Origin of the sequence: Streptomyces sp. NPDC016309 (assembly GCF_043077235.1) — a bacterium.
In the GTDB taxonomy this organism is placed as follows: Bacteria; Actinomycetota; Actinomycetes; order Streptomycetales; family Streptomycetaceae; genus Streptomyces.
Genome location: NZ_JBIBSG010000003.1, coordinates 570317 through 593095, shown reverse-complemented (window position 1 = coordinate 593095; position 22779 = coordinate 570317). Strand labels below are relative to the sequence as shown.

General features: G+C 74.5%; 18 protein-coding genes and 2 pseudogenes. 14 read left to right on the top strand and 6 right to left on the bottom strand.

Features of this window, described 5'->3' with window-relative positions; all coding sequences use genetic code 11:
* Positions 1-249: 249 nt before the first annotated feature.
* Positions 250-1167 (top strand): S1 family peptidase, encoded by a 918-nt coding sequence (locus ACF068_RS10475; RefSeq protein WP_392273775.1) that lies wholly within the window; start codon positions 250-252, stop codon positions 1165-1167.
* 196 nt (positions 1168-1363) lie between these two features.
* Positions 1364-1714: a hypothetical protein gene (locus ACF068_RS10470; RefSeq protein WP_392273774.1), complete on the top strand. Its 351-nt coding sequence runs from the start codon at positions 1364-1366 to the stop codon at positions 1712-1714.
* A gap of 21 nt (positions 1715-1735) precedes the next feature.
* Here the strand turns inward: ACF068_RS10470 and ACF068_RS10465 are convergent, their stop codons facing one another.
* Complete coding sequence (locus ACF068_RS10465) at positions 1736-1927, bottom strand: hypothetical protein (protein WP_392273773.1); 192 nt, start codon at positions 1925-1927, stop codon at positions 1736-1738.
* A gap of 406 nt (positions 1928-2333) precedes the next feature.
* On the opposite strand from ACF068_RS10465, the pseudogene ACF068_RS10460 reads away from it, so the two are divergent.
* Positions 2334-3722, top strand: a pseudogene (locus ACF068_RS10460) (PHB depolymerase family esterase); the annotation flags it as partial.
* Between the two features lie 27 nt (positions 3723-3749).
* Positions 3750-5030, top strand: a complete 1281-nt coding sequence (locus tag ACF068_RS10455; protein WP_392273871.1) for a tannase/feruloyl esterase family alpha/beta hydrolase — start codon at positions 3750-3752, stop codon at positions 5028-5030.
* Between the two features lie 132 nt (positions 5031-5162).
* Here the strand turns inward: ACF068_RS10455 and ACF068_RS10450 are convergent, their stop codons facing one another.
* On the bottom strand, positions 5163-5669 hold the full coding sequence (locus ACF068_RS10450; protein WP_392273772.1) for a GNAT family N-acetyltransferase: 507 nt from the start codon (positions 5667-5669) through the stop codon (positions 5163-5165).
* 10 nt (positions 5670-5679) lie between these two features.
* Positions 5680-6636 (bottom strand): GNAT family N-acetyltransferase, encoded by a 957-nt coding sequence (locus ACF068_RS10445; protein ID WP_392273771.1) that lies wholly within the window; start codon positions 6634-6636, stop codon positions 5680-5682.
* Between the two features lie 175 nt (positions 6637-6811).
* Here ACF068_RS10445 and ACF068_RS10440 point away from each other — a divergent pair, with 175 nt between their 5' ends.
* The 4 genes from ACF068_RS10440 to ACF068_RS10425 all read left to right on the top strand — a co-directional run bounded on the left by ACF068_RS10440 (position 6812) and on the right by ACF068_RS10425 (position 10721).
* Positions 6812-7498, top strand: coding sequence for an HAD family acid phosphatase (locus ACF068_RS10440; protein ID WP_392273770.1), 687 nt, complete (start codon positions 6812-6814; stop codon positions 7496-7498).
* 140 nt (positions 7499-7638) lie between these two features.
* The gene (locus tag ACF068_RS10435) at positions 7639-8520 is read left to right on the top strand and encodes a ribonuclease BN (RefSeq protein WP_392273769.1); all 882 of its coding nucleotides are present in this window, start codon (positions 7639-7641) and stop codon (positions 8518-8520) included.
* Positions 8521-8646: 126 nt separating this feature from the next.
* Entirely contained in the window at positions 8647-9453 is an 807-nt protein-coding gene (locus ACF068_RS10430) for a VOC family protein (RefSeq protein WP_392273768.1), read from the top strand.
* Complete coding sequence (locus ACF068_RS10425) at positions 9450-10721, top strand: cation:proton antiporter (protein ID WP_392273767.1); 1272 nt, start codon at positions 9450-9452, stop codon at positions 10719-10721. The genes ACF068_RS10430 and ACF068_RS10425 overlap by 4 nt, the downstream gene beginning before the upstream one ends.
* A 67-nt stretch (positions 10722-10788) precedes the next feature.
* On the opposite strand, the gene ACF068_RS10420 is transcribed toward ACF068_RS10425, so the two are convergent.
* Positions 10789-11667, bottom strand: coding sequence for a hypothetical protein (locus ACF068_RS10420; protein WP_392273766.1), 879 nt, complete (start codon positions 11665-11667; stop codon positions 10789-10791).
* 121 nt (positions 11668-11788) lie between these two features.
* Positions 11789-12808, bottom strand: coding sequence for an NAD-dependent epimerase/dehydratase family protein (locus tag ACF068_RS10415; RefSeq protein WP_392273765.1), 1020 nt, complete (start codon positions 12806-12808; stop codon positions 11789-11791).
* Between the two features lie 175 nt (positions 12809-12983).
* Here ACF068_RS10415 and ACF068_RS10410 point away from each other — a divergent pair.
* Both ACF068_RS10410 and ACF068_RS10405 read left to right on the top strand, forming a co-directional pair.
* Positions 12984-13310 (top strand): annotated as a pseudogene (locus tag ACF068_RS10410) (SDR family oxidoreductase); the annotation flags it as partial.
* A 162-nt stretch (positions 13311-13472) separates the two neighbouring features.
* Entirely contained in the window at positions 13473-14918 is a 1446-nt protein-coding gene (locus ACF068_RS10405; RefSeq protein ID WP_392273764.1) for a PP2C family protein-serine/threonine phosphatase, read from the top strand.
* A gap of 252 nt (positions 14919-15170) precedes the next feature.
* On the opposite strand, the gene ACF068_RS10400 is transcribed toward ACF068_RS10405, so the two are convergent.
* Complete coding sequence (locus ACF068_RS10400; protein WP_392273763.1) at positions 15171-16664, bottom strand: hypothetical protein; 1494 nt, start codon at positions 16662-16664, stop codon at positions 15171-15173.
* 234 nt (positions 16665-16898) lie between these two features.
* Between ACF068_RS10400 and ACF068_RS10395 the strand changes: the two genes are divergently transcribed.
* From ACF068_RS10395 to ACF068_RS10380, 4 genes are all read left to right on the top strand, one after another.
* Positions 16899-18017, top strand: coding sequence for an aminoglycoside phosphotransferase family protein (locus ACF068_RS10395; protein WP_392273762.1), 1119 nt, complete (start codon positions 16899-16901; stop codon positions 18015-18017).
* Between the two features lie 264 nt (positions 18018-18281).
* Positions 18282-18566 carry a GlsB/YeaQ/YmgE family stress response membrane protein gene (locus ACF068_RS10390; RefSeq protein ID WP_392273761.1) on the top strand — a complete coding sequence of 95 codons (285 nt, stop codon included), beginning with the start codon at positions 18282-18284 and terminating at the stop codon, positions 18564-18566.
* Between the two features lie 136 nt (positions 18567-18702).
* Positions 18703-20454 carry a PP2C family protein-serine/threonine phosphatase gene (locus tag ACF068_RS10385; RefSeq protein WP_392273760.1) on the top strand — a complete coding sequence of 584 codons (1752 nt, stop codon included), beginning with the start codon at positions 18703-18705 and terminating at the stop codon, positions 20452-20454.
* 260 nt (positions 20455-20714) lie between these two features.
* On the top strand, positions 20715-22646 hold the full coding sequence (locus tag ACF068_RS10380) for an N-acetylmuramoyl-L-alanine amidase (RefSeq protein ID WP_392273759.1): 1932 nt from the start codon (positions 20715-20717) through the stop codon (positions 22644-22646).
* Positions 22647-22779 lie beyond the last annotated feature (133 nt).

The window sequence follows — 22779 nt, the reverse complement described above, 5'->3', positions numbered from 1 at the left end:
CGCCCATGCGCGCCCATCGGCCCGGCGGCGAGCCACCCGCACCCGGCGGGCCCGTCCGGCCCGTCATACCGACGGACGCGCGTAGAGCGGCCAAAAGGCGATCTTGCCCGCGCCCCCGGCCGGAGCCCAGGATTCCTACCGCGCCGCTTGACAGGCACATGACGGCAACCCTCCGTCGTGACCCGGCACGCCGGCGCCCTGTAGGGCCCGCCCACCCAGCGGGCCACGGATCCCCCACCGGAGGATGCAGTGAACCTCAAGCGCTTCACCCCCCTCGGCGGCATCGCGAGAGGCGCGCGGCTGACCGCCGTCGCGGCCGCGCTCCTGGCCGCCTCCGCGCTTGCCGCCCCCAGCGCGGGCGCCGCGCCGCTCGACGGCGCGCGGGCCACCGCCGCACAGCTCACCCAGGCGAGCGACGCCGTCCTGGGCGCCGACGTACCCGGGACCGCCTGGTACACGGACGCCAAGTCCGGCAAGCTCGTCGTCACGGCGGACTCCACCGTCTCGGCGGCCGAGCTGGCCCGCATCAAGGAAGCCGCCGGCAGCCGCGCGAACACCCTGGAGATCAAGCGCACCCCGGGTACCTTCAACAAGCTCATCGCGGGCGGCCAGGCGATCTACGCCGGCGGCGGCCGCTGCTCCCTCGGCTTCAACGTCCGCAGCGGAAGCACCTACTACGCGCTGACGGCCGGCCACTGCACCAACATCGGCAGCACCTGGTACACCAACTCGGGCAACACCACCCTGCTCGGCACCCGCACCGGGTCCAGCTTCCCCGGCAACGACTACGGCATCATCCGGCACTCCAACGCCTCGGCGGCGGACGGCCGCGTGTACCTCTACAACGGCAGCTACCGCGACATCACCGCGGCCGGCAACGCCTACGTGGGCCAGTCCGTCCAGCGCAGCGGCAGCACCACGGGGCTCCGGGGCGGCACGGTCACGGGCCTCAACGCGACCGTCAACTACGGCAACGGCGACGTCGTCTACGGCCTCATCCAGACCAACGTCTGCGCCGAGCCCGGCGACAGCGGCGGCGCGATGTTCTCGGGCGGCACCGCGCTCGGCCTGACCTCCGGCGGCAGCGGCAACTGCTCCAGCGGGGGCACCACGTTCTTCCAGCCCGTCACGGAGGCGCTCAGCGCGTACGGCGTGAGCGTCTTCTAGACCGCACGGCCCCGTCCGGGCGCACCACCCGGTCCTGGACCGCACAGCCCCGTCCCACCCGGCGGCCCGCCCTCCCGGCGGGCCGCCGGCCGTCGCCCGGCCGCGGCACCACCGCACCCGGAGGATACCCCGCCCCGGAAATTTCGCATTTCGGGGCATCGCATCGGCCGCTGGGGTCAGACGTATACCTATGGCAGTGGATTCCGAACGTAACCAGGACGTGCTCATCGGCACCAAGGCACGTGCCGAGGTCGAGGCGGCCCGCCGGCGGCTGGAGCACAAGGCGGCGGCGCCCGGTCTGCGGACGCCCTTCTCGCTGGGCGCCCTGGCGGCCTGCGAGTGGGCGCTCGGGCGGGCCGACGCGGCGCCGGTGACCGGGGCGGCCGGTGCCGGCCGCACCCCGTCCAGCCACCTGCTCACGGCCGAGCTGGACGCGGCCGTGGTGCAGCTCGCGGACCCGACGGAGAGCGCCGAGCGCGCGGCCTACGTCCGCGGGGTGCACGACCTGCTGGCATGGGTCTGCGGGCTGGTCGACGAGCAGCCGTGAGCGGACCGCTCCCCGCCCCGGTCATAGGGATGCCGGCGGCGGGAAGCCCATGCCTGGATACCCCGATGAACGGCCCACGGCGCTGAAGTCCAGCGCCCGGGTGAGCTGCCGGATCGTGTCCTCTGCCACCCGGCGCACATCGGCGGGAACGTCGCCGCGCTCCTCTATGAGGCGGTCGTAGATCGGCGCGTCGCCTCGCACGGCGGAGTCCATGTCGAAATACCTTTCCGAAGAAGTCTGTTGATCCCTCACCGCCGCTGCGGGCAGCGGTGGACGAGTGTACGGGGCGCGAGGGGGCCCGGTGCGCGCAACCCGTCCCGTACACCCGCACGGGGCACGCCCGGCCCTTTAGCACGTCCGGGCGCACGGCGCAATCCCCCCGGCTCCGCGCGGAGGCGCCCCGAGTGTGGTGCGGCCTGCCATACCGGGCGGTATCCCCGGGTCCTACGGTGCGGGGACCCGCCCCGGCACGTCCCGAGGAGCCGCCATGCCCCCCTCGTCCTCCCGCCCCCTCCCACGCCCGCTTCCGCCCCCGCTCCCCCGCCGCGGGGCGGCCGGGCGTCCCGCTGCCCGGCTGCGGCGCCTGCTCGCCACGCTGACCGTCCTGGCCCTGGCGGCCATGGCGGTGCTCACCGGTCCCGCCCCCGGCGCCCGGGCGGCCGTGGGCCTGACCCGGGTCACCGCGTTCGGGAGCAATCCCGGGGCGCTCGGCATGTACGTGTACCGCCCCGCGTCCCTGCCCGCCGCCGCGCCGGTGGTGGTCGCCCTGCACGGGTGCACGCAGAACGCGCAGACCTACGCCGACGCCTCCGGGCTCGCGCAGTACGCCGACCGCCACGGCTTCCTGCTGGTCCTGGCCGAGCAGACGGCGGCGAACAACCCCAACAGGTGCTTCAACTGGTTCCAGCCCTCCGACAACCGCCGGGGGCAGGGCGAGGCCGCGTCGATCCGCCAGATGGTGGCGTACGCCCTGTCCGCCCACGGAGCGGACGCGCGGCGGGTGCACGTGACCGGCCTGTCCGCCGGGGGCGCCATGACGTCGGTGCTGCTGGCCGCGTATCCCGACGTCTTCGCCTCCGGCGCGGTAGTCGCGGGACTCCCCTACGGCTGCGCGCGCGACACCGCCTCCGCGTACTCCTGCATGAGCCCGGGCGTGGACCTGACGCCCGCCCAGTGGGCGCAGCGGGTGCGGGACGCCCACCCGTCCTGGACCGGACCCTGGCCGAGGGTGGCGATCTGGCACGGCGACCGGGACACCACCGTCGTCCCGCGCAACGCCGACGAACTGCGCGACCAGTGGACCGCGCTGCACGGCCTGTCGCCCACGCCCACCCGTACGGCCGCCATCGGCCCCAACTCCACCCGGCGGGAGCAGTACGCGGCCGCGGACGGGACGGTCGCCGTGGAGGTGGACCGGGTGCCGGGCATGGGCCACGGCACCCCGGTGGATCCGGGGACGGGCCCCGAGCAGTGCGGGGCCGCGGCCGCGTACTTCCTGGACACGATCTGTTCCAGCCACTGGATCACCGGGTTCTTCGGCCTCGACCGCGCCGGCGAACCGCCCGGCGGGCTGCCCGCGCCGGGTGGCCTGTCCGTCACCGGGGCCACGGAGAGCGCGGTCACCCTCGACTGGTCGCCGGTCGCCGGGGCCGCGGGCTACACGGTCCACCGGGACGGCACGCCGGTCGCGGAGCCCGCCGCACCGCCGTTCACCGACACGGGCCTGGCGGCCGGCTCCGCGCACACGTACGCGGTGGCCGCCCGGGACCGGGACGGCCGGGCGGGTGCCCTGTCCGCACCCGTCACCGCGCGGACCGAAGGCGGGGCCCCGGCCGCCTGCTGGACGTCAAGCAATTACGCGCACGTGGGGGCGGGGCGGGCGACGACCCGTGGCGGCCTCACCTACGCCAAGGGCGCGGACCAGGCCATGGGGCTGTACAACACGTTCGTCACCCACACGCTGAGGGAGTCCCCGGCGGGCCACTACACGCTCGCCGACGACGGCTGCTCCGCGACGGCGGCCGCCCGGACGGCAGTGGCGACCCGGACGGGAGTGGCGACCGGGACGCGGAGGGCCTCTTGTTCCGTCCCGCTCCGGGTGCCCGGGGCCGAGCACCAGCGGGTGGCCTGCCTGGGCGAGCTCACCACCGCGGGGACCGTGGCCTCCGGGCACACCGACCCGGCCGACTGGGCCGGGCTCACGCCCAAGGACCTGCCCACGCCCAGGGGTGTGCCCGGCCTCCAGATCGACGGGTACTTCCCCGACACCTCCACCACCAACACCAACCACGGCTGGAACCATGACGCCCAGTTCGTGATCCGGCTGCCCGACCGCTGGAACGGCGGTCTCGTCGTCTCCGGGACCCCCGGCAACCGCGAGCAGTACGCCAACGACCGGGCCATCGGCGACTGGGCGCTCTCCCGGGGGTACGCGTTCGCCGCCACCGACAAGGGCAACACGGGCACGTCCTTCCAGCAGGACGGGCGCGTTCCGGGCGACGCCGTCGCCGAGTGGAACACCCGTCTGACCCAGCTCACGCGCGCGGCCCGGGCGGTCGTGGCACAGCGCTACCACCGGCCGCCGGCCCGCACCCTCGCGACCGGCATGTCCAACGGCGGTTACCTCGTGCGCTGGCAGCTGGAGAACCGACCGGAGCTGTACGACGGCGGGGTGGACTGGGAGGGCACCCTGTGGCGCGCCGACGGGCCGAACCTGTTCACGTTCCTGCCCCCCGCGCTGCGTCACTACCCGGTGTACGCGGCAGGCGGCCCGGACGCCGGGGCGGCGCGCGACGCGATGCACGCCGCCGGCTACCCGGCCGGGTCGGAGTTCCTGTGGCCCTACCACCACGCGTACTACTGGGGCCTGACCCAGCGCGTCTACCGCGAGGAGCTGGACCCGGCGTACGCCGGGGCGGACGCGGACTACGATTACGCCGCCCGGCCCGCCGGCGTGCGCGAGGCGGTCGGCCGCATCGCCCTGACGGGCCGTATCGGCAAGCCGCTGATCACCGTGCACGGCACGCTCGACGTGCTGCTGCCGATCGGTCAGGACTCGGACGTGTACGCCCGCATGGTGCGGGAAGCGGGGCGGGGCGGTCTGCACCGCTACTACCGGATCGAGGGCGGCACGCACACCGATTCCCTGGTCGACGCCTTCCCCGGCCGCCTGCGGCCGCTGGTGCCGTGCCACCGCTCGGCGTTCACCGCCCTGGAGGACTGGGTCGGCCGGGGCCACCGCCCGCCGCCCGGCCGGACGGTGCCTCTGCCGCCCGGCGCCGATCCGGCCGCCCTGCTGGCCGGTTGCCGGCTCTGACGGCTCTCACGGCTCTGCCGGCTCTGACGGCGGAGGGCGGACGCGCACGGGACCGGGGACGGCGCACGCGCACGGGGCCGGCGCACCGGCCCCCGGCGTGCGGTGCCGGCGCACGGCCCGCGCGCCGGGGCGTCAGAGGAGCCGGCGCATGCAGACCCGGGGCCAGCGGTCCAGACCGTGCGCCGCCTCGCGTCGCCGGACGCGGCGCAGACCGGGCCCGATCTCCCGGTCCGCCATGACGCGGAAGCCGCAGCGGGCGTAGTACGGGGCGTTCCACGGGACCTCGGCGAACGTGGTGAGCGTCAGGGCGGGGATCCCGTCGGCGACGGCCCGCTCCGCCAGGTGTTCCAGCAGCGCCCGCCCGATCCCGCGGCGGGCGCTGCCCGGGTCCACCGACACCTGCTCGACGTGCAGGTCGCCGTCCAGGGGCGCGGCCAGCAGGTAGGCGACCGGTGTCCGTCCCCCGTCCTGTGCGACCCAGGCCAGGCCGGCTTCCTGGTAGCGGGCGAGTTCGGCGTACGGCAGCGGCTCGTCGTCCGCGACGGCGGCCATGCCCACGTCACGGAAGCAGCGTCCCGCCGCCCGCTCGACGTCCCGGAGGACGGGAAGGTCCTCCGGGCGTGCCGCCCGGATGCGCATCCGGGCCGCCTCAGCGGTCGCCCGCGACGGGGAGCGTGACTTCCCAGGTGTCCACGGCGTAGTGCAGCCGCATGCCGTGGGCCTCGTAGAGCCGGAGGGCTCCGCTCTTGTTGAGGGTGTCGACGCCGAGCCCGAGGGTGTCACGGCCGAGTGCGGCGTAGACGCCGAACGCGTGGCGCAGCAGGTGGCCGCCGAGGCCGCGGCCGCGGGCGGCCTCGCGGACGCCGAGGTTGCGCACCCAGCCCATGCCGGCACGGTCGTTGCGGGACAGCAGCACGGCGGCGTCACCGAGGCCCTCGACGGCGGCGATCCAGACCAGGGACCAGTCCAGGTGCTCGGCGTCGATGTCGTCCAGCCACCGCTCGTAGGGGCGCGGCTGGTGGTCGAAGTGCTCGGCGAAGGTCTCCTCGACGAGGGCGTGGGCGCGCCGCCGGTCGGCCTCGTCGGTGCAGGGGCGCAGGGTGACCCCGGCCGGCGGCTCGGGCAGCGGGTCCTGGTGGGGGGTCAGGTCGCGGACCATCACCTGATAGCGCCGTACGGTGTGCCAGCCGCGCCGGGTGAGGATGCCGGTGTCGGTGGTGGGGCGCTGGTTGAGGTGGAGGTGGACCACCGCCCGCGCGGCGCCGTTGGCCCGTGCCTTGGCGCGGGCCCTCTCCTCGGCCGCCGCCAGCAGCGTCTCCCCGGCGGCCTGCTGGTCGGGGAGCACGTAATGGTCCATGTCGATGCGTTCGCCGCCCGAGTCGTCCCACGTCAGCGCGTACGCGAGGAGCCGCCCCGCGTCGTCGAGGGCGAGCCAGGAGTCGTGGGCGAGGTCCACTTCCGGGTGGGTGAGGTCGGCCTCGACCGTGTGCAGATCGGTCTCGGGGGCGCCGATCTCGATCGTGTCGATGGTGTTGAGCAGCTCGCATATCTGCGGCGCGTCCTCGGTCCGGGCGGCCCGGACGGTCAAGGTGGGTCCCGTCTGCATCGGGCCACTGTCGGCGCCCGGCGGACCCGGGGGCAAACGGATTTCCGGCCCGCCGTCGGGTTCGCCGCACGAAATCGCTACCGACCAGTAGAAGGAAGGCCTCATTCCGTCCATCATTGAGCGCGAGCATGCCAATGCCTTCACCCGCCCCTACCCCCACAGGAGTTGAAGCCCCATGCATGCAGCCCGATGGAGAACACGGGTGGCGCTCACCCTGGCCGCCTTCACCGTCACCACGGCCACCGCCACCGCCACCACGGCCACCGCCGCTCCGGCCGGCGCCGCCGCCACCGCCCCCTCGCCGGTCACCCGCGTCACCGCCACCACCACCGCGACCACCACCGCCACCGGCGCCCGGCTCGCCGGGGTCGACTACGCGACCTGGCAGCGCGATGTCTCCGCCGCCCTGGGCCAGGCCCACTCCTACATCGAGCAGCGCACCGCGCCCCCCTCCGACCGGCGGCTCGCCGTGGTCCTCGACATCGACAACACCTCGCTGGAGACGGACTTCCACTACTTCTGGGAGTATCCGACGCCCGCGGTGCGGCCCGTGCTGGACCTGGTCCGGTACGCGGATTCGCGGGGCGTGGACGTCTTCTTCGTCACCGCCCGGCCCGGCATCCTGCACGCCCCCACCGCCTGCAACCTCAGGGCGGTCGGCTACCCCGTCGACGGCCTGTACGTGCGCGACCTGCCCGACCTGTTCGAGGAGGTGAGCGCGTACAAGACGGCCAAGCGCGCCGAGATCGAGGCCAAGGGGTACACGATCATCGCCAACATCGGCAACCGGCCCACCGACCTGGCCGGCGGCCACGCCGAGCGCACCTTCAAGCTGCCGGACTACGACGGCAAGCTGTCCTAGGGATCGCGAGCCCGGCACGATCGGCGAGACACCCCCTAGCGCGCGTCCGCCGGTGCCGGGAGGGGCGGCGGAGGCGTCCATTCGGGGCCTCCCCCGTCCCCACCCGTACCCGCCGGGCCGCCACCGGGTATGCGAGGTGCATGTCCGAGAAGTCTCCCGAGGCCGGGGGCGGCGCCCACACCCGGTGGTTCGGGCGGCTGCACGACGCCTTCCACCGCTCGGCCGCCGGGCGTGGCTGGCGGACGGGTACCGACCTGGAGCTGATGCACCGCTCGATGGGCTTCGCCGCCCTCGGGCTGCTCACGCTCGTCCCGCTGCTGATCGTCGTGGCGGCCGCGGACCCGGCGGGCGGCACGGGATTCGCGCAGTGGCTCTCGGACGGCCTCGGGGTCGCCGTGGCCTCCACCGACGAGGTCGAGCGGCTGTTCGCGCCCCCGGGCGCCGCCCTGGAGTCGACCACCGGGTTCGGCATCGCGGCACTGGCCGTGTTCGGTCTGACGTTCGGCGGCGTGGTGCAGACCGGTTACGAGAAGGTGTGGGAGCTCAGCGCCGCCCGCTGGCACACCATGTGGCGGCACGCGGTCTGGCTGGCCGTGCTCATCGGCTACCTGCTGCTGTCGGCGGACGTGTCCTCCCGGCCGGCGTCCGGCGTGGACCTCGCCTGGCGCGTGGTGCTCGCCTTCGGCAGCGGGGTGCTGTTCTTCTGGTGGTCCCAGCGGTTCCTGCTGGGCGGCCGGCTGCCGTGGCGGGCCCTGCTGCCGGGGGCGGTGTGCACCGTGGTCGGCCTCGCCGGACTGCGGGTCTTCTCCCGGCTGGTCTTCTCCCCGCTGATCGCCTCCAACGCGGTGACCTACGGGCCGGTCGGCACCATGCTGGTCGTCCAGTCGTGGCTCGTCGGCGTGGGCTTCGTGGTCTTCGGCGGTGCCCTGGTCGGCCGGCTGCTCTACGAGGAGCGCTGGCACCTCGCCCGCGGCCTGGAACGCGGGCGCCGCCTGCTGCGCCGGCCGCGACGGCGCCGCTGAGGCCGGACGCACGGGGAAGGCCATCCCCCGCGAAGAGTGCAAGGATGGACACCGGCAGAGGCAGAAGAGGAAGCAGGGACACCTGCGGCACATCCGCACCACTGGTGACACCGGGACGGTCTGCACATGAACAGGAAGCCGACAGCCACCACGACGTCGGGGGTGACGTCCAGCAGCTCCGTGTTCGGTGCCCCGTGCTGGGTCAGTCTGATGACCCGCGATCTGCGTGCCGCGCAGGACTTCTACGGCGCGGTCATGGGGTGGGAATTCCGCCCGGCACGGCTCGGCGAGGAGTTCAGCGTCGCCCTGGAGGACGGGAAGCCGGTCGCCGGCATAGGAGCACTGGCCTCCGCCTTCCAGGTGGCCGTCGCCTGGACCCCGTACTTCGCCGTCCAGGACGCCGACCAGACGGCCGGCCGCATCCGCGAGCGCAGCGGCACGGTCGCCGTCGGGCCGGTCGGGTTCGTCGTCGGGCGGGGCGCCCTCGCCGCCGACCGGGACGGGGCGGTCTTCGGCATCTGGGAGGGCCAGCTCCTGTCCGGCTGGGAGACCTGGCGCGCCGCCGCGCCCGCCTGGCTGCGGCTGCGGACCCGGGACGCCTTCGAGGCCGCGATCTTCTACGGGGAGGTCTTCGACTGGGCGTGCGGCCGGCCGGGCTGCTGCGACGTGGAGTACGAGGCGGAAGAGGTCGTGCTGCGCAGCGCCGGCCACGTGGTGGCCCGGCTCAGCTCCGGCGCGCTGGAGGCCGCGCCCGACCCCGCGATCCGCCCCCGGTGGGAGGTGCACTTCCCGGTGCGCGACGTCGACGGCTGCGTGGCGTCCGCGCTGCGGCACGGCGGCACCATGCTCGACCACACGCCGGGCGTCCAGGCGACACTGCGGGACCCGGACGGGGGTTTGTTCACGGTCACCACGCGCACAACTGCTGAATGACCTTTTCCGATCTCGTGTACGCCGGTCTGGGCGTCGGCGCGCTGGCGGCGGCCGTCCTGCCCCGGGTGGCGTTCAGCCGCCCCTTCTCGATGCCGATGGTGTTCCTCGCGGTGGGCGCCGCCGTCCAGCTACTGCCCCTGCCCGTGCCCGTGGCCGACCCGGTGGGCAACCGGCTGTGGGTGGAGCACCTCACCGAGGTCTGCGTCATCGTGTCGCTGATGGGCGCCGGGCTGGCCATCAACCGGCCACCCGGCCTCCGCTCCTGGGCGGGGAGCTGGCGGCTGCTGGGCATCACCATGCCTCTGACGATCCTGGTGACCGCCGTGCTCGCGTGGGCGCTGCTGGACTGGCCGCCCGCCGTCGCCCTGCTGCTGGGCGCCGTGCTCGCGCCCACCGACCCGGTGCTGGCGGCGGAGGTACGGGTGGGGGAGCCGACCGACGCGGAGGAGGACGAGGACGAGGTCCGCTTCACGCTCACCGGGGAGGCCGGACTCAACGACGGGCTCGCCTTCCCCTTCGTGATGGCCGCCGTCGCGCTGGCCGCGTCGGCCGGGACCGGCTGGTCGGCCGACTGGGTCGGCGGCTGGGTGGGGACCGACGCGCTCGGCCGGGTCGCGATCGGGGTCCTCGCGGGGCTGGCGGTGGGCCGGCTGCTGGGGTGGATGTTCTTCCGCGCCAGGACGTCCGCGCTGCGGCTGTCGGAGCACATGGAGGGCTTCGTCGGCCTGGGCGCCACCTTCCTGTCGTACGGGGTCACGGAGCTGCTGCACGGCTACGGCTTCCTGGCGGTGTTCGTCGCCGCCTGCACCCTGCGCGCCGCCGAGCGCAGCCACGGCTACCACAAGGTGCTGCACGAGTTCACCGAGCAGACGGAGCGGCTGCTCACCGCGCTCCTGCTGTTCCTGCTCGGCGGCTTCGTCGCGGGCGGCGGCCTCGCGGCTCTGACCTGGCAGGCGGCGGCCGTCTCACTGCTCCTGGTGCTGGTCGTCCGGCCGGTCACCGGCTGGGTGGCGCAGCTGGGCTCGGCCGCCGGGCCGCGGGAGCGAATCGTCACGGCGGTGTTCGGGCTGCGGGGCATCGGGTCGCTGTACTACCTGGCGTACGCCCTCGGGGAGGACGATTTCGGCGGCCTGGACCGGCAGCTCTGGGCGGCCGTGGTCTTCACCGTCCTCGCCTCGGTGGTCCTGCACGGGGTGACGGCCGGCCCGGTGATCACCCGTCTCGACCGGATACGCGAGCGGGCCGCGCCGGGCGCTCCCCCGCCGTGACCCCGCGAGCGGGTGCCGGAGGACCCCGCCCGGCCGGACGCGGCCGGACGAACGTCGGCACCCGCGCCTAGGCCGGGAAGCGCTCCAGGAGGGCGCTCCGCTGGGCGTCCTCGCGCTCCAGGACCTCCGCCAGGACGTCGGTGTCCCGGTTGCCGCTGATCGCGTCCCGTACCAGGGCGGCCAGGGCGTCGGGGGGCAGCGCCTCGGCCTGGGTGGTGGAGGTGCCGGGGAAGGAGCGCCGTTCGCTGGCCTTCACCGGTGCGGTGGGCAGGCGGAACTCGGCGATCTGGTGCTCGGTGACGGCCAGCCGGTCGAAGTGCATCCGCACGTCGGGGGCGTCCAGCGCGGCGAAGGCCGTGACGTCCTCGGCGAGCGCGGTGAACAGGTGCACCCCGTTGGGGTCCCAGTCCCCGACGACCATGATCCGTACCGCGGCGTGGCCGCCCAGGGCGGCCCGCCGGGCGGCGGCGCGCTTGCCGGAGAGCCCGGCGGCGGACGCGTACACGGGCACGCCCCACGGGTCGGTGACCGAGGCGAGCTGCGGCACCAGGCCGGCCGTGTCGCACCAGACCTCCAGCCGGGCCTCCTGGCCGGCCTGGCGGTCGAGCCGGAAGCCCCGGACCGCCTCCAGTTGCGCCCGGCGGAAGCCCTCCGGGCCGTCGTACGCGACGGGTTCCACCACCGCGTCGGTGCCGTCGCCGATGGCGAGCCAGGAGATGCGGCCGGAGCGGCGGGCCATGCCGAGGAGGTCGACGAGGCGCTTGTAGGTGCGTTCCTGGCGGACGAGGACGCCGTCGGACACGGCCGCGTACCAGATCTGGCGGATGGTCAGGGGTAACTGCGCGGCGTACCTTCCGAGGATGAGTTCGACGGCGGCCAGCAGTTCCTGGGTGGCGGGGCGGGGCTGCCAGTCGGGCTGGTAGCCCCGAGGACGCCTGTCGGGCACCGTTGCCCCCTTCCCCGGCCGGGTGCGTATGGCGGGCCGGGACGCCCGGGCGTCCCGTTCCCTGTTCTCGGTCTGCCCACTACGGGCGCCCGAGTCACCTCCGGGCGGGGGCGGGTGCGGGTCAGCTCGCCTTGCGTCCCGCGAGGGGGGCGGTGTCCATGCCCGCGCCGTTCCGCATGCCGTCCAGCATCTCCTCGACGGCCTCCAGGGCGGTACGCCGGGGCCGCCAGCCCAGTTCCTCGTGGGCGCGCGTGCAGTCCAGGAGCGGCACGCGCAGCACGGCGTCGAAGAGGTGCGGGGAGGCGGGGATCAGGCGCATGCTCCACCCGGCCGCCAGCGCGGCCCGGATGGCAGGGCGGGGCAGGCGTACGACCCGGGCGTCGAGGAGGTCGGCCAGCCGGCGGGCGTCGAGGACCGGCTCGGCCGCCAGGTTGAAGGCGCCGCTCACCTCCTTGACGACGGCGAGCCGGTAGGCCTGGGCCGCGTCGTCGGTGTGCAGGGCCTGGAAGCGCAGGCCGGGGACGTCCGGCACGACCGGGATGGTCCGGGGCCCGGCGAGCGGTCCCGGCGCGAACCGGCCGGCGAAGATCCGCCGCTGTTCGCTCCCCGACTCCTCCTTGAACAGGAACGCCGGCCGCATCCGTACCACCCGGACTCCGGGGTTGCGGGCCTCGAAGGAGTCCAGGACACGTTCCAGGTAGGCCTTCTCCCGGGTGTAGGCGGCTCCGGGCCAGCCGTGCGTGGGCCAGGACTCGTCGACCGTCCGGTCCTTCGGTCCGGGCGAGTACGCGCCGACCGACGAGGCGTGGACGAGGACGGGCACACCCGCCGAGGAGACGTCCCGGAACACCTGGAGGCTGCCGAGGACGTTCGTGCGCCAGGTGGCCACCGGGTCGTGCGTGGGCTGGAACGCCCAGGCCAGGTGGATCACCGCGTCGGCGCCCTCGAAGTACCTGACCAGGTCGGTCTCCTCGCGGAGGTCCACGGCCGCCCAGTCGGTCCTGGGCGGTGACCAGCCGGGCAGCCGGCGGGCCAGGCCCAGTACGGACGAGATCCGGGGGTCCTCGGAGAGGGCCGCCACCACACTGGTACCGACGTTCCCCGTGGCTCCGGTGACGACGACCCGCTTACCGGCGTTCATGTTCACGGCTCCTGTCCTCCTACGGCGACGGCACTGCCCCGCCGGCGCCCCGGACGGGCGCGCGGGATCCTCCGGGTACCCCCTGTCCGGCACTCTCCACGTCATCCGGGGCGCGGGCGTGGCGGGCGACCGGCAGGGGAAGCCTGGGACGCGGGGGACGGCACACGAGAACGACATGACGAAGACGGCCCTCCTGGCGGTGGGCCGGGGTTTCGCCGAGGGGGCCGCCGGAACCGGCGTCACCGTCAACCCGATAATCGCGGGACCCACCCGAACGGGCGACGTGGAGGACGTCGGCTACGAGCCCGTCGACCGGGACCTGGCACGGAAGGACGCACAACGCGTGCTCATGCGTGAACACCGGCCCCCGTCCCTGCTCCAGCGGCTGATCGAGCCGGAGGAGATCGCCCACATGGTGGTATACCTGAGCTCCCCACAGGCTTCGGCGACGACGGGCGCGGCGGTGCGGGTCGACGGCGGTCACGTGGACTCGTTCCTGCCGCGACCGCGCCCGGCCCGGTTCCACCGGGCCGTTGGCATATGCCAGAAGCACCACCGTATCGAGTGTTGCCAAACCCCTTACAGGCCCTCTCCGCCTGTGCAACAGTCGTAACGGTCCTTCGTTTCAGAGACCCTGGCCGCCGCGCCCGTATCGGAGTACGACATGCCGTCCCATCTGTTCGCGGACCGTCCCGCCCCCCAGCCGCCCGAGCGCGGCACGCTGGACGCCCTGATCTCGCAGACCCGCAGGCTGCGCGGAGACGTCGATGCCGTGCGCCGGGACTCCGTGGCGGACGAGGACGACCCGCAGGGGCGCTGGCAGCGCGCGCTGTGCGACCTCGCCGTCCACCAGCTCGACGATCTGGGCGCCCAGTTGGGCCAGCTGAAGGAAGGGGTCCCGGACGGCCTCGCCGGCCCGGACGACCGGCCGGGGACCGAGGACACCGGCCCGGCGGACCCGGCGCCGTCCGACCCGCCGCCCACCGGCTCACTGCTCAGCCGGGTCGGCAGCGCGGAGTGGAACCTCCTCACCGACGAGGTGAGCTGGTCCGACGAGCTGTACGACATCTTCGGCCGCTCCCCCGAGGCCGGCCCCCTGACCCTGGACGAGCTGCCCTCCATGGTGTTCGCCGAGGACCAGGCGCTGCTGACCGCGATGGTGACGGGCTGTCTGATCGACGGCAAGCCCATCGACGGCGAGTTCCGGATCGTCCGCGCGGACGGCCGGGTGCGCACGCTTCACATGATGGGCGAGCCCGTCCTGGACGTCGACGGGTGCACCGCGTCGATGTGGGCGGTGTTACGGGACGTCAGCGAGCTGCGCCGGAGCGAGCGGGCCGTGCGCGAATCACGGGACTCGTTGCAGCGCCGCCAGCACATCGAGCAGACCGAGCACCGGATGGCCGTGGAATTGCAGGAGGCCGTCCTCCCGCCGTGGCGCGGCTCCGCCGGCTTCCCGCACGGCGGGCCGGCCGGGCTGGACCTGGCGGGGCAGTACCTGCCGTCCGGGACCAGCGCCACGATCGGCGGCGACTGGTACGACGCGCTCGAACTGCCGGACGGTGAAGCCCTGTTGACTGCGGGCGACCTGACCGGGCACGGCGTGTCCGCCACGTCCACCATGGCGATGCTGCTGGGCGCCCTGCGGGGCATGGCCGTCGCCGGCATCCGGCCCGGCCCGCTGATGGGCCACCTCAACCAGGTGCTGGACTCCTCGTCGCAGCCCGCCCTGGGCAGTGCCGTGTGCTGCCGCTACGAGCCGCGGACGCGGACGCTCACCTGGGCGCAGGCGGGCCACCCCGCCCCGCTGCTGTTCCGCGGCGGGACGGGGCGCGCGCTCACCCGCCCGGAGGGCGCCCTGCTCGGGGCGACCGCCGGGGCGACGTACGAGCAGGCCGAGGTCCGGCTGCTGCCCGGGGACCTGCTGGTGCTGCACACGGACGGGCTGACGCGCGGTCCGGGCAGGGACAGGCTGCTGGAGATGGCACCGCGGTTCGCCGTGGCGCGCGATGCGCAGGAGTGCGTGCGGTCGGTGGTGGAGGAGTTCGGCCGCTCACCGCGTGAGGGCGACGCCTGTGTGCTGATCGCCAGGGTCGGCGACCGGGCGTGAGTCCGGTCCGTGCGTCATCCGGCCCACGGACGTGGTGTTCCGCGGTCGTGGGCCCTACGGTCGTGACGGTCGTGGCGCGCTGGCCGGGCAAGGGCAGTGGTGGGGGTCGTGTCGCGTGCGGGTTCGGGTCGTGGCCGGGAGTTCCGGCAGCGATCACGCGCCGGGCGTGATGACGGCGCCTTCCCGTGCACACCGGCCGGGGCCGCGCGTCCCGTCGTGCGCCGTTCCGGTGGTGCCGCCGGCAGGCCCCTGTCAGGCCCGGTCCCGCCTCGGCCGCTTCACCGAACCCTTCGGCATGGCGAGCTGGATCTCCTCGCGGAGGTCCTCGATCTTCGAGTAGCCCGCGTACTGCCCGGTGAGCCGGTACATCTCCCGCAGCCGGTCCCAGGTCCGCTGGGACGAGGTCTCACCCATGGACATCAGCGCGAGCCGGGCGTACCGGTCGGCCTGCTCGGGGTCGTCCGCGATGAAGCACGCCGACGCCATGGACAGGTAGTCGAAGATCTTCGACCGCTGCCGGCCGTCGTTGCGCAGCGCCAGCGCCTTCTGCGCGAAGTACTGCGCCTGCTTGGCCGCGGCGGGCTCGTGCTCGGCCAGCGTCCGGTAGGCGAGGGCCTGCATCCCGTACAGGTCCTCGCTGCGGAAGGTCTGCATCCAGCTCGGCAGGGGCACGTCGGACTTGTCCGAGACGAACAGTTCCTCGGCCTCACCCAGGGTGCGGCGCATCGCCTGACCCCGGCCCATCGACGCCTGCGCCCAGGCCTCGATGGTGTGCAGCATGGCCTGGGTACGGGGCAGGATCTCGTCGCCGGAGCCGGACCTGGCCAGCTTCATCAGGTCCAGGGCCTCGTCGGGACGGCCCAGGTGGACCATCTGGCGGGCGGCGCGGGACAGCGCCTCGCCGGCCCGGGGCCGGTCGCCGCCCTCGCGCGCCGCGTGGGCGGCGATGACGAAGTACTTCTGGGCGGTGGGTTCCAGGCCCACGTCGTGGGACATCCACCCGGCCAGCACCGCCAGGTTGGCGGCGACCCCCCAGAGGCGGCGCTGGAGGTGGTCGGGGTGGCGGTAGGCCAGCATGCCGCCGACCTCGTTCAACTGGCCGACGACGGCCTTGCGCTGGAGCCCGCCGCCGCGGGCGGCGTCCCAGGCGCGGAACACCTCGACCGAGCGCTCCAGCGCCTCGATCTCCTGCGACCCGATGGGAGCGGCCTCGTAGCGGTCGAACCCGGCGGGGTCGGCGTGCAGGGGATTGTCGAGCCGCGGGGCGTCGGCGGCGAGAGCGGGATCGGTGTGGAGCCAGTCGTGCATGGCGCTGGTGAGTGCGGAGCCTGCGGCGAGCGCGGCGCCCGCGCCCACCAAGCCGCGTCGGTTGAGCATGAGGTCCATTCCCGTGAATTCGGTGAGGACCGCAGCCGTACGTTCGGGCGCCCAGGGCAGCCCGTCAGGGTTGTCGGTGTTCCTGACGTCCCGCCGTTTCCCGGCGCGCCCGTGTCGTACGAACCCGAGGTCCTCGATGGTCACGACACGGCCGAGTCGCTCGGTGAACAGGGACGCCAGCACCCGGGGGACGGGATCGCGCGGGGTCTCCCCCATGTCGATCCAGCGCCGGACCCGCGAGGTGTCGGTCGCCAGCTGGGGGTGGCCCATGGCCGCCGCCTGCCGGTTCACGAGTCTCGCGAGTTCCCCTTTCGACCAGCCGGCCAGGCCGAACAGGTCTGCAAGGCGGGTGTTGGGTTCTCCGGTCACGTCAAGCCCCCAGGTTCTCGGCTGAGTTGACACTAACCCGCCGGCATAGGGGTGGCGATGATTCGCCAGGGTTCGCCAGGGTGCGCCAGATGGTGTGCCACCCGCGCCCGGGTGTCAGGTAGGAAAGCGCCACCCCGCTCCGGCAATCGGCCCTCATTCCCCAGGGTGTCGGCCGGTTGCCGGGACGGGGCAGCGTACGCACATCGTCGGCACACGAAGGGATCTGTCTCTCCCATGTACACAGCATCGTCCTCCGTGTCCGCCCCGCCCCGGCCGCAGCGCACCGTCCCGGCCGGCAGCGGCCCGTACCTGGATCCCACCCAGGCGGGCCGGACCCGGCGCTGGGCGGGGACGGTGGCCGGACCGCTCAGCGGGAGAATCGACTTGTCCGGCACCCAGGGCGCCCAGTTGCGGAAGGTGATCGCGTCGGTGCACCGGATCTGCCCGGAGTTCAACCCGGTGCAGGTGATGCGGCGCAGCGGCCGCTCGGTCCTGCTCGTCGGGACCACCGGACGCGCCACCGCGGTCGCCAAGTGTTTACTGGACCACTCCCCCGCGTGGGTCGAGCGGTTCCGCCACGAGATCGCCGCCTACCGGGCCTTCGTGCGCCACCGCCCCCCGGTGCGGGCGCCCCGGCTGATCGCCGCCGACCCCGACGACTGCACGCTGGTGATCGAACGCATGCCGGGACGGGCCGCGGCGCTGACGCGGCACCCGGTGGAGGCGCCGCCCCGGGCGGACCTGCGCGCCGCGCTCGGCGCGATCACCCGGCTCAACGCGTGGCGGCCGCCCGCGGGGACGTTCGACGCCCCGCTCGACTACGGTTCGCGGATCTCGCGCTATCACGAGCTGGGGCTGTTCACCGACCGGGACCGGGACGACCTCCAGAAGCTGCTGCACGGCCTGGCGCACGCGGGCGGACGCCAGGGCATGGGCCAGTTCTGCCACGGTGACGCGCTGCTCTCCAACATCCTGCTGTCGCCGGCCGGTCCCGTGCTGGTCGACTGGGAGCACGCCGGCTGGTACCTGCCGGGGTACGACCTGGCGACCCTGTGGGCGGTGGTGGGTGACGCGCCCGCCGCCCGCCGTCACATCAGCCAGCTCGCGCAGCGCGGGGGCCCGGCGGAACGGGACGCGTTCCTGGTGAACCTGATGCTGGTGCTGACGCGGGAGATCCGTACGTACGAGACGGCCGTGCAGCGCACGATACGCGAGGCGCCACCCGTCGGTTCGGTCCCGGCCGCGCCGGGCGCGGTGTCGACCGGCGAGGAACAGCGGCTGCTGCTGCGGCGGCTGCACGACGACTGCGCGCTGGCACGGCGGGCCGTGCGCGCCGCGGTCGGCACGCGCTGACCGGCGACGAGGGGGGAGCGCGCCGCGCGCCCGGTGCCGACACACCGGTCGCGCGGCGCGCTGTCGCGTGCCCGGGCGTACGCGAGGGCGCCCGCGACGGGGCGGGGTGGCGGATCGGCGGCGGCGGGCCGCACGCCACGTCGGGTCTTCGGTCCCCGTGTCAGGGCCGCGGGGGCCACCGGCGTTTATCGGCCTCAGGGGCGGCAACGCGGTGTTGTGTCCCGCCGCGTGGCGGGACGTGCGGAAAGCTACGGGAGGTCGAGAATGGGAATCATCGCGTGGATCCTCATCGGGCTGCTGGCCGGTGCGATCGCCAAGGCGCTGATGCCGGGTCGTGACCCGGGCGGCATTCTGGTGACCATGCTGATCGGCATCGTGGGCGGTCTGCTGGGTGGCTGGCTGGGCAAGGTCATCTTCGGTGTGGACTCGATCGACGGGTTCTTCGACCTGTCGACGTGGATAGCCGCGATCGTCGGCTCGGTGATCGTTCTGGCCCTCTACCGGCTCATCGCCGGCCGGGGCCACCGGGGTCACGGGGTGCACGCCTGACCCCGCGCGGATTACGAGGAGTACGAGAGGAAGGCCGCATCATGAACGCTCCCGGCAGAAGACCCGTGCCGCCCGTCGCACCGACCGTGGGCACGGCTGCCGGGAGCGTTGCCCCGGCCGGGGCGCCGGCGGCCTCATGATCCGGGGACACACCACCGACGCGGCGTCGCTGAAGACCTACATCGAGCGGGAGATCACGACCCTGCGGTCGGAGGTCCGCCGCAAGGCGGAGACGGCCGGGGTCGCGGAGCCCACGGCCGGCCGGGCTCCCGGGCGGACCGCGGCCGCACCGGGCGCCGCCGGTACCCGATCGGCCCAGTGCCCCTGCGGCCAGGGCCACGGCGCTCCGCACCTGTGCGTGGACGCGCACGAGGGGCACGACCCCCGCACTTGTCCGTGCGCCGCCCTCCCGGCGATCCCCGTGTCGGCCGCGCTGCTGGCCCCGGTGCGCGACGACTCCGGTGGGATCACGGACTTCGTGATCCGCGCCGGGAACCACATCCGCTCCGCCGAATGGCTGGTCTCGCCGGACCAGCAGGCGGGGCAGCTTTTTTTCTCCGAGGCCCGCCCGGGTGCCGCGGCCGGCGGGCTGCCGGTCGCCCTCAAGGACGTCGTGGCGACGGGCCACGCTCTGAACGGCCTGGTCGTGGACTACACCGAGGAGCGCTACGGCCGGCTCCGGCGCGTCCAGCTCGTGCATTACGCGTCGGCGTGCGGCGACCAGGTGCTGACGACCTGGCGACCGGTGCGCAGCCAGGCGGAGCTGCTCACCATCGACGCGCAGCACCTGGCGTCCATGGGATGGGGCCGTTGGGACCTGCTGTCCGGATCGGTGACGTGGTCGGAGGGGTTGCAGCGGATCTTCCGCACGGACCCGGCGCTGCCCTGGTCGCTGCTGGAGCTGTGCGACGCGCTGGTACCGGCCGACGTGGGGCCGTTCGGGGAGTTCATCGCGTCCGTGCTGGCCGGCGAGGAGCCCGCCTGGACCCGTATCCGGTTCCTGGTGCTGGGCGAGGTCCGCACGGTCGACCTGCTGGGCCGCCCGGTGGCGGGCACGGACGGCAGGCCCTGGGCGCTCCAGATCGTGGCGCGGGACCTCACCCCGCAGATGCGCAGCCGCCGCAGGCTGGTGGAGAAGCAGGTCGAGACGGAGCAGCTCCGGCAACAGGCCGCGGCCGAGCGGCACGTGGCGTCGGCGCTGCGGGAGGCGCTGCTGCCGACGTACTCGGAGGGGCTGGCGGAGCTGGGGCTGTCGGTGGCGGCCGCCTACCTGCCGGCCGAGCCGGCTGCCGCGGTGGGTGGCGACTGGTACAAGTGCCGGCCGCTGGCGGACGGCCGGGCGCTGATCGCCATCGGGGACGCCAGCGGGCACGGCCTGGAGGCGGTCGCCCGGATGGCGCAGCAGCGCCACGCGGTGGCGGGGCTCGCCCAGACGGGGGCGTGCGGCGGGGACATCACCACCTGGCTGAACGAGCTGGTGTGCAGCGATCCCTCGTCGGCCACGGCCACGATGGTGGTCGGGGACATCGGCCCGGGGCGGATGCTGCGGTGGACGTGCGCGGGGCATCCCGCCCCGCTGCTGCTGCGCGAGGGGCACGCCTACGCGCTGCCGACGCGGCACCGGGGGCCGCTGCTGGGCGTGCTGCCGGGCCACACGTACGAGACGGCGGACTTCCCGCTCCAGCAGGGCGACGTCCTGCTGCTGTACACGGACGGGGTCGTCGAGCGGCGCGGCCAGGACATCTCCGAGGGCATCAACGCGCTGACCGGGCTCCTCGCCGCGAGCGCCGGGCTGTCGCCCCGGCGGATCGTCGACCGGCTCACCGAGGAGTACGAGCGCGGCGTCCACGACGACGACGCCTGTCTGCTCGCCGTCCGCGTCGACTGAACCGGCCGGGGGCCGTTCCGCGGAACCGGGCGGGCGGGGCGGCGCCATTGGTGCAGTCCGGTGACGTCCCGCAGGCCGCCGCGGCGCCGGGCCGGAAGCCCCCCGGAACATCTCCCCCACGCGTGAACAACCCCGTCGGCAGGCCCGATTGACGGGCGGTCCGGCAGCCGATACCCCTGTACGGGTTGGCCGCTCACCACCCGTCCCAGGAGGCCGCCTTGCCCGCTCCGGCTCGACGACACCCACGGCACGTACGGCACATGAGGACGGCGGGCGCGGCGGTGGCGTCCGTCGCGCTGCTGCTGCCCCTGGCCTCCGCCGCCCCGTCCGCGACGGCCGGGGCTCCGCCCGGCCCCGGATCGCTCCAGGGCGACTTCGCGGCGGCCGCCGCCGAGTACGGGGTGCCGCGCAGCGTGCTGCTGGCCGTCTCGTACCTCCAGTCCCGCTGGGACGGGCATGGCGGCGCGCCCAGCGTCACCGGCGGCTACGGGCCCATGCACCTCACCGACGCGCGCACCGCGCTCGCCTCGGCGCCGCACCACTCGCACGGCACGGAGGACGCGCGCGGCGACACCTCCCGCACCGCCAAGGACGTGGTGGAGGCGGCGGTGCCCGGTCCGGCCGCGCTGCCGCCCCGGCTGCGGACCCTGGAACGGGCCGCCGAGGCGTCCGGGATCGCCCCCGAGCGACTGCGCACCAGCCCGGCCGCGAACATCCGGGGCGGCGCGGCGCTCCTGGCGGCCGCCCAGCGGGAGCTGGGGCATCCGGCGAGCGCCGATCCCGGCGACTGGTACGGCGCGGTGGCGCGCTACTCGGGCGCCGACGACGCGGCGACCGCGAGAACGTACGCCGACGACGTGTACGACGTCATCCGTTCGGGTGAGCGGCGGACGACGGACAGCGGGCAGGAGGTGGCCCTGCCCGCCGACCCGGACGTCGCCCCGGAGACCTCTCAACTCGCGCGGCTGGGTCTGCGGGCCCCCCGGACGGACCGCACCGAGTGTCCGAGGACGGTGGCGTGCGAGTGGGTGCCGGCCCCGTACGAGGAGTTCGGTGCCGGCGACTACGGCAACCACGACAAGGCCCGGCGTCCGGTCTCCCAGTCGATCGACCACATCGTCGTGCACGACACCGAGGCGACCTGGGACGTGACGCTCAAGCTGGTGCAGGACCCGGCGTACGTGTCGTGGCAGTACTCGCTGCGCTCGTCGGACGGGCACGTCGCGCAGCACGTGCCGCTCCAGGACGTCGCCTGGCACGCGGGCAACTGGTACGTGAACGCCAAGTCGGTGGGCCTGGAGCACGAGGGCTTCCTGGTGGCGCCGGACGCCTGGTACACGGAGGCGATGTACCGCTCGTCCGCGCGGCTGGTGCGGTACCTGGCGAAGAGGTACGACATCCCGCTGGACCGGCAGCACATCCTGGGCCACGACAACGTGCCCGGCCCGACGACGGCGGCGGTGCGCGGCATGCACACGGACCCGGGCCCCTACTGGGACTGGGCGCACTACTTCGAGCTGCTGGGCCGGCCGTTCACCCCGACGGCGGGCCCGCACGCCGCGCTGGTGACGATCCGGCCCCGGTACGAGGCGCACCGGCCGCTCTACACGGACTGCGCCGGGCCCGGCGCGGCCTGCCCCCCGCACGGCAGCGGTGCGGTCCGGCTGCACACCGGACCCGCCGAGGACGCCCCGCTGGTCAGGGACGCCGGGCTGCGGCCGGGCGGCGAGGACTCGACCACGGGCGTCAACGACACCGGGGCGCGGGCCTCGACGGGCCAGCGGTACGCGGTGGCGGAGCGGCGCGGGGAGTGGACGGCGATCTGGTACCTGGGCCAGAAGGCCTGGTTCCACGACCCCCGGACCCGGCCGGCCTCGGTGGGCGCGCACGGCTGGGTGCTGACGCCCCGGGCCGGCCTGGCGGAGGTGCCCGTCTACGGGCGGGCCTACCCGGAGGCGTCCGCCTACCCGGCCGGAGTGCCGGTGCAGGCGGTCACGCCCCTGCCGTACACGCTCCCGGCGGGCCAGCGGTACGTGGTGGGCGACCGGGTGCCGGGCGAGTACTACTACGCGCCGGCCTTCGACACCTCGGGGCACCGGGTGGTGCGGGGCGCGGAGGAGTACTACCAGATCCAGTTCGGGCACCGGGTGGCCTTCGTGAAGGCGTCGGACGTGACCGTCTCGCGCGCCTGACGCGTGGGGCGGCGGGGGCGTACGGCGGGCGGCGGCGCGGGCGGGAAGGCGGTGGCGCGGGGGCGCGGGCGGGGGGACGCGGCGGGGGCGCGGTGTCGTCGGTACGACTAATCCGGCCCGCGGCGTGGGGCGG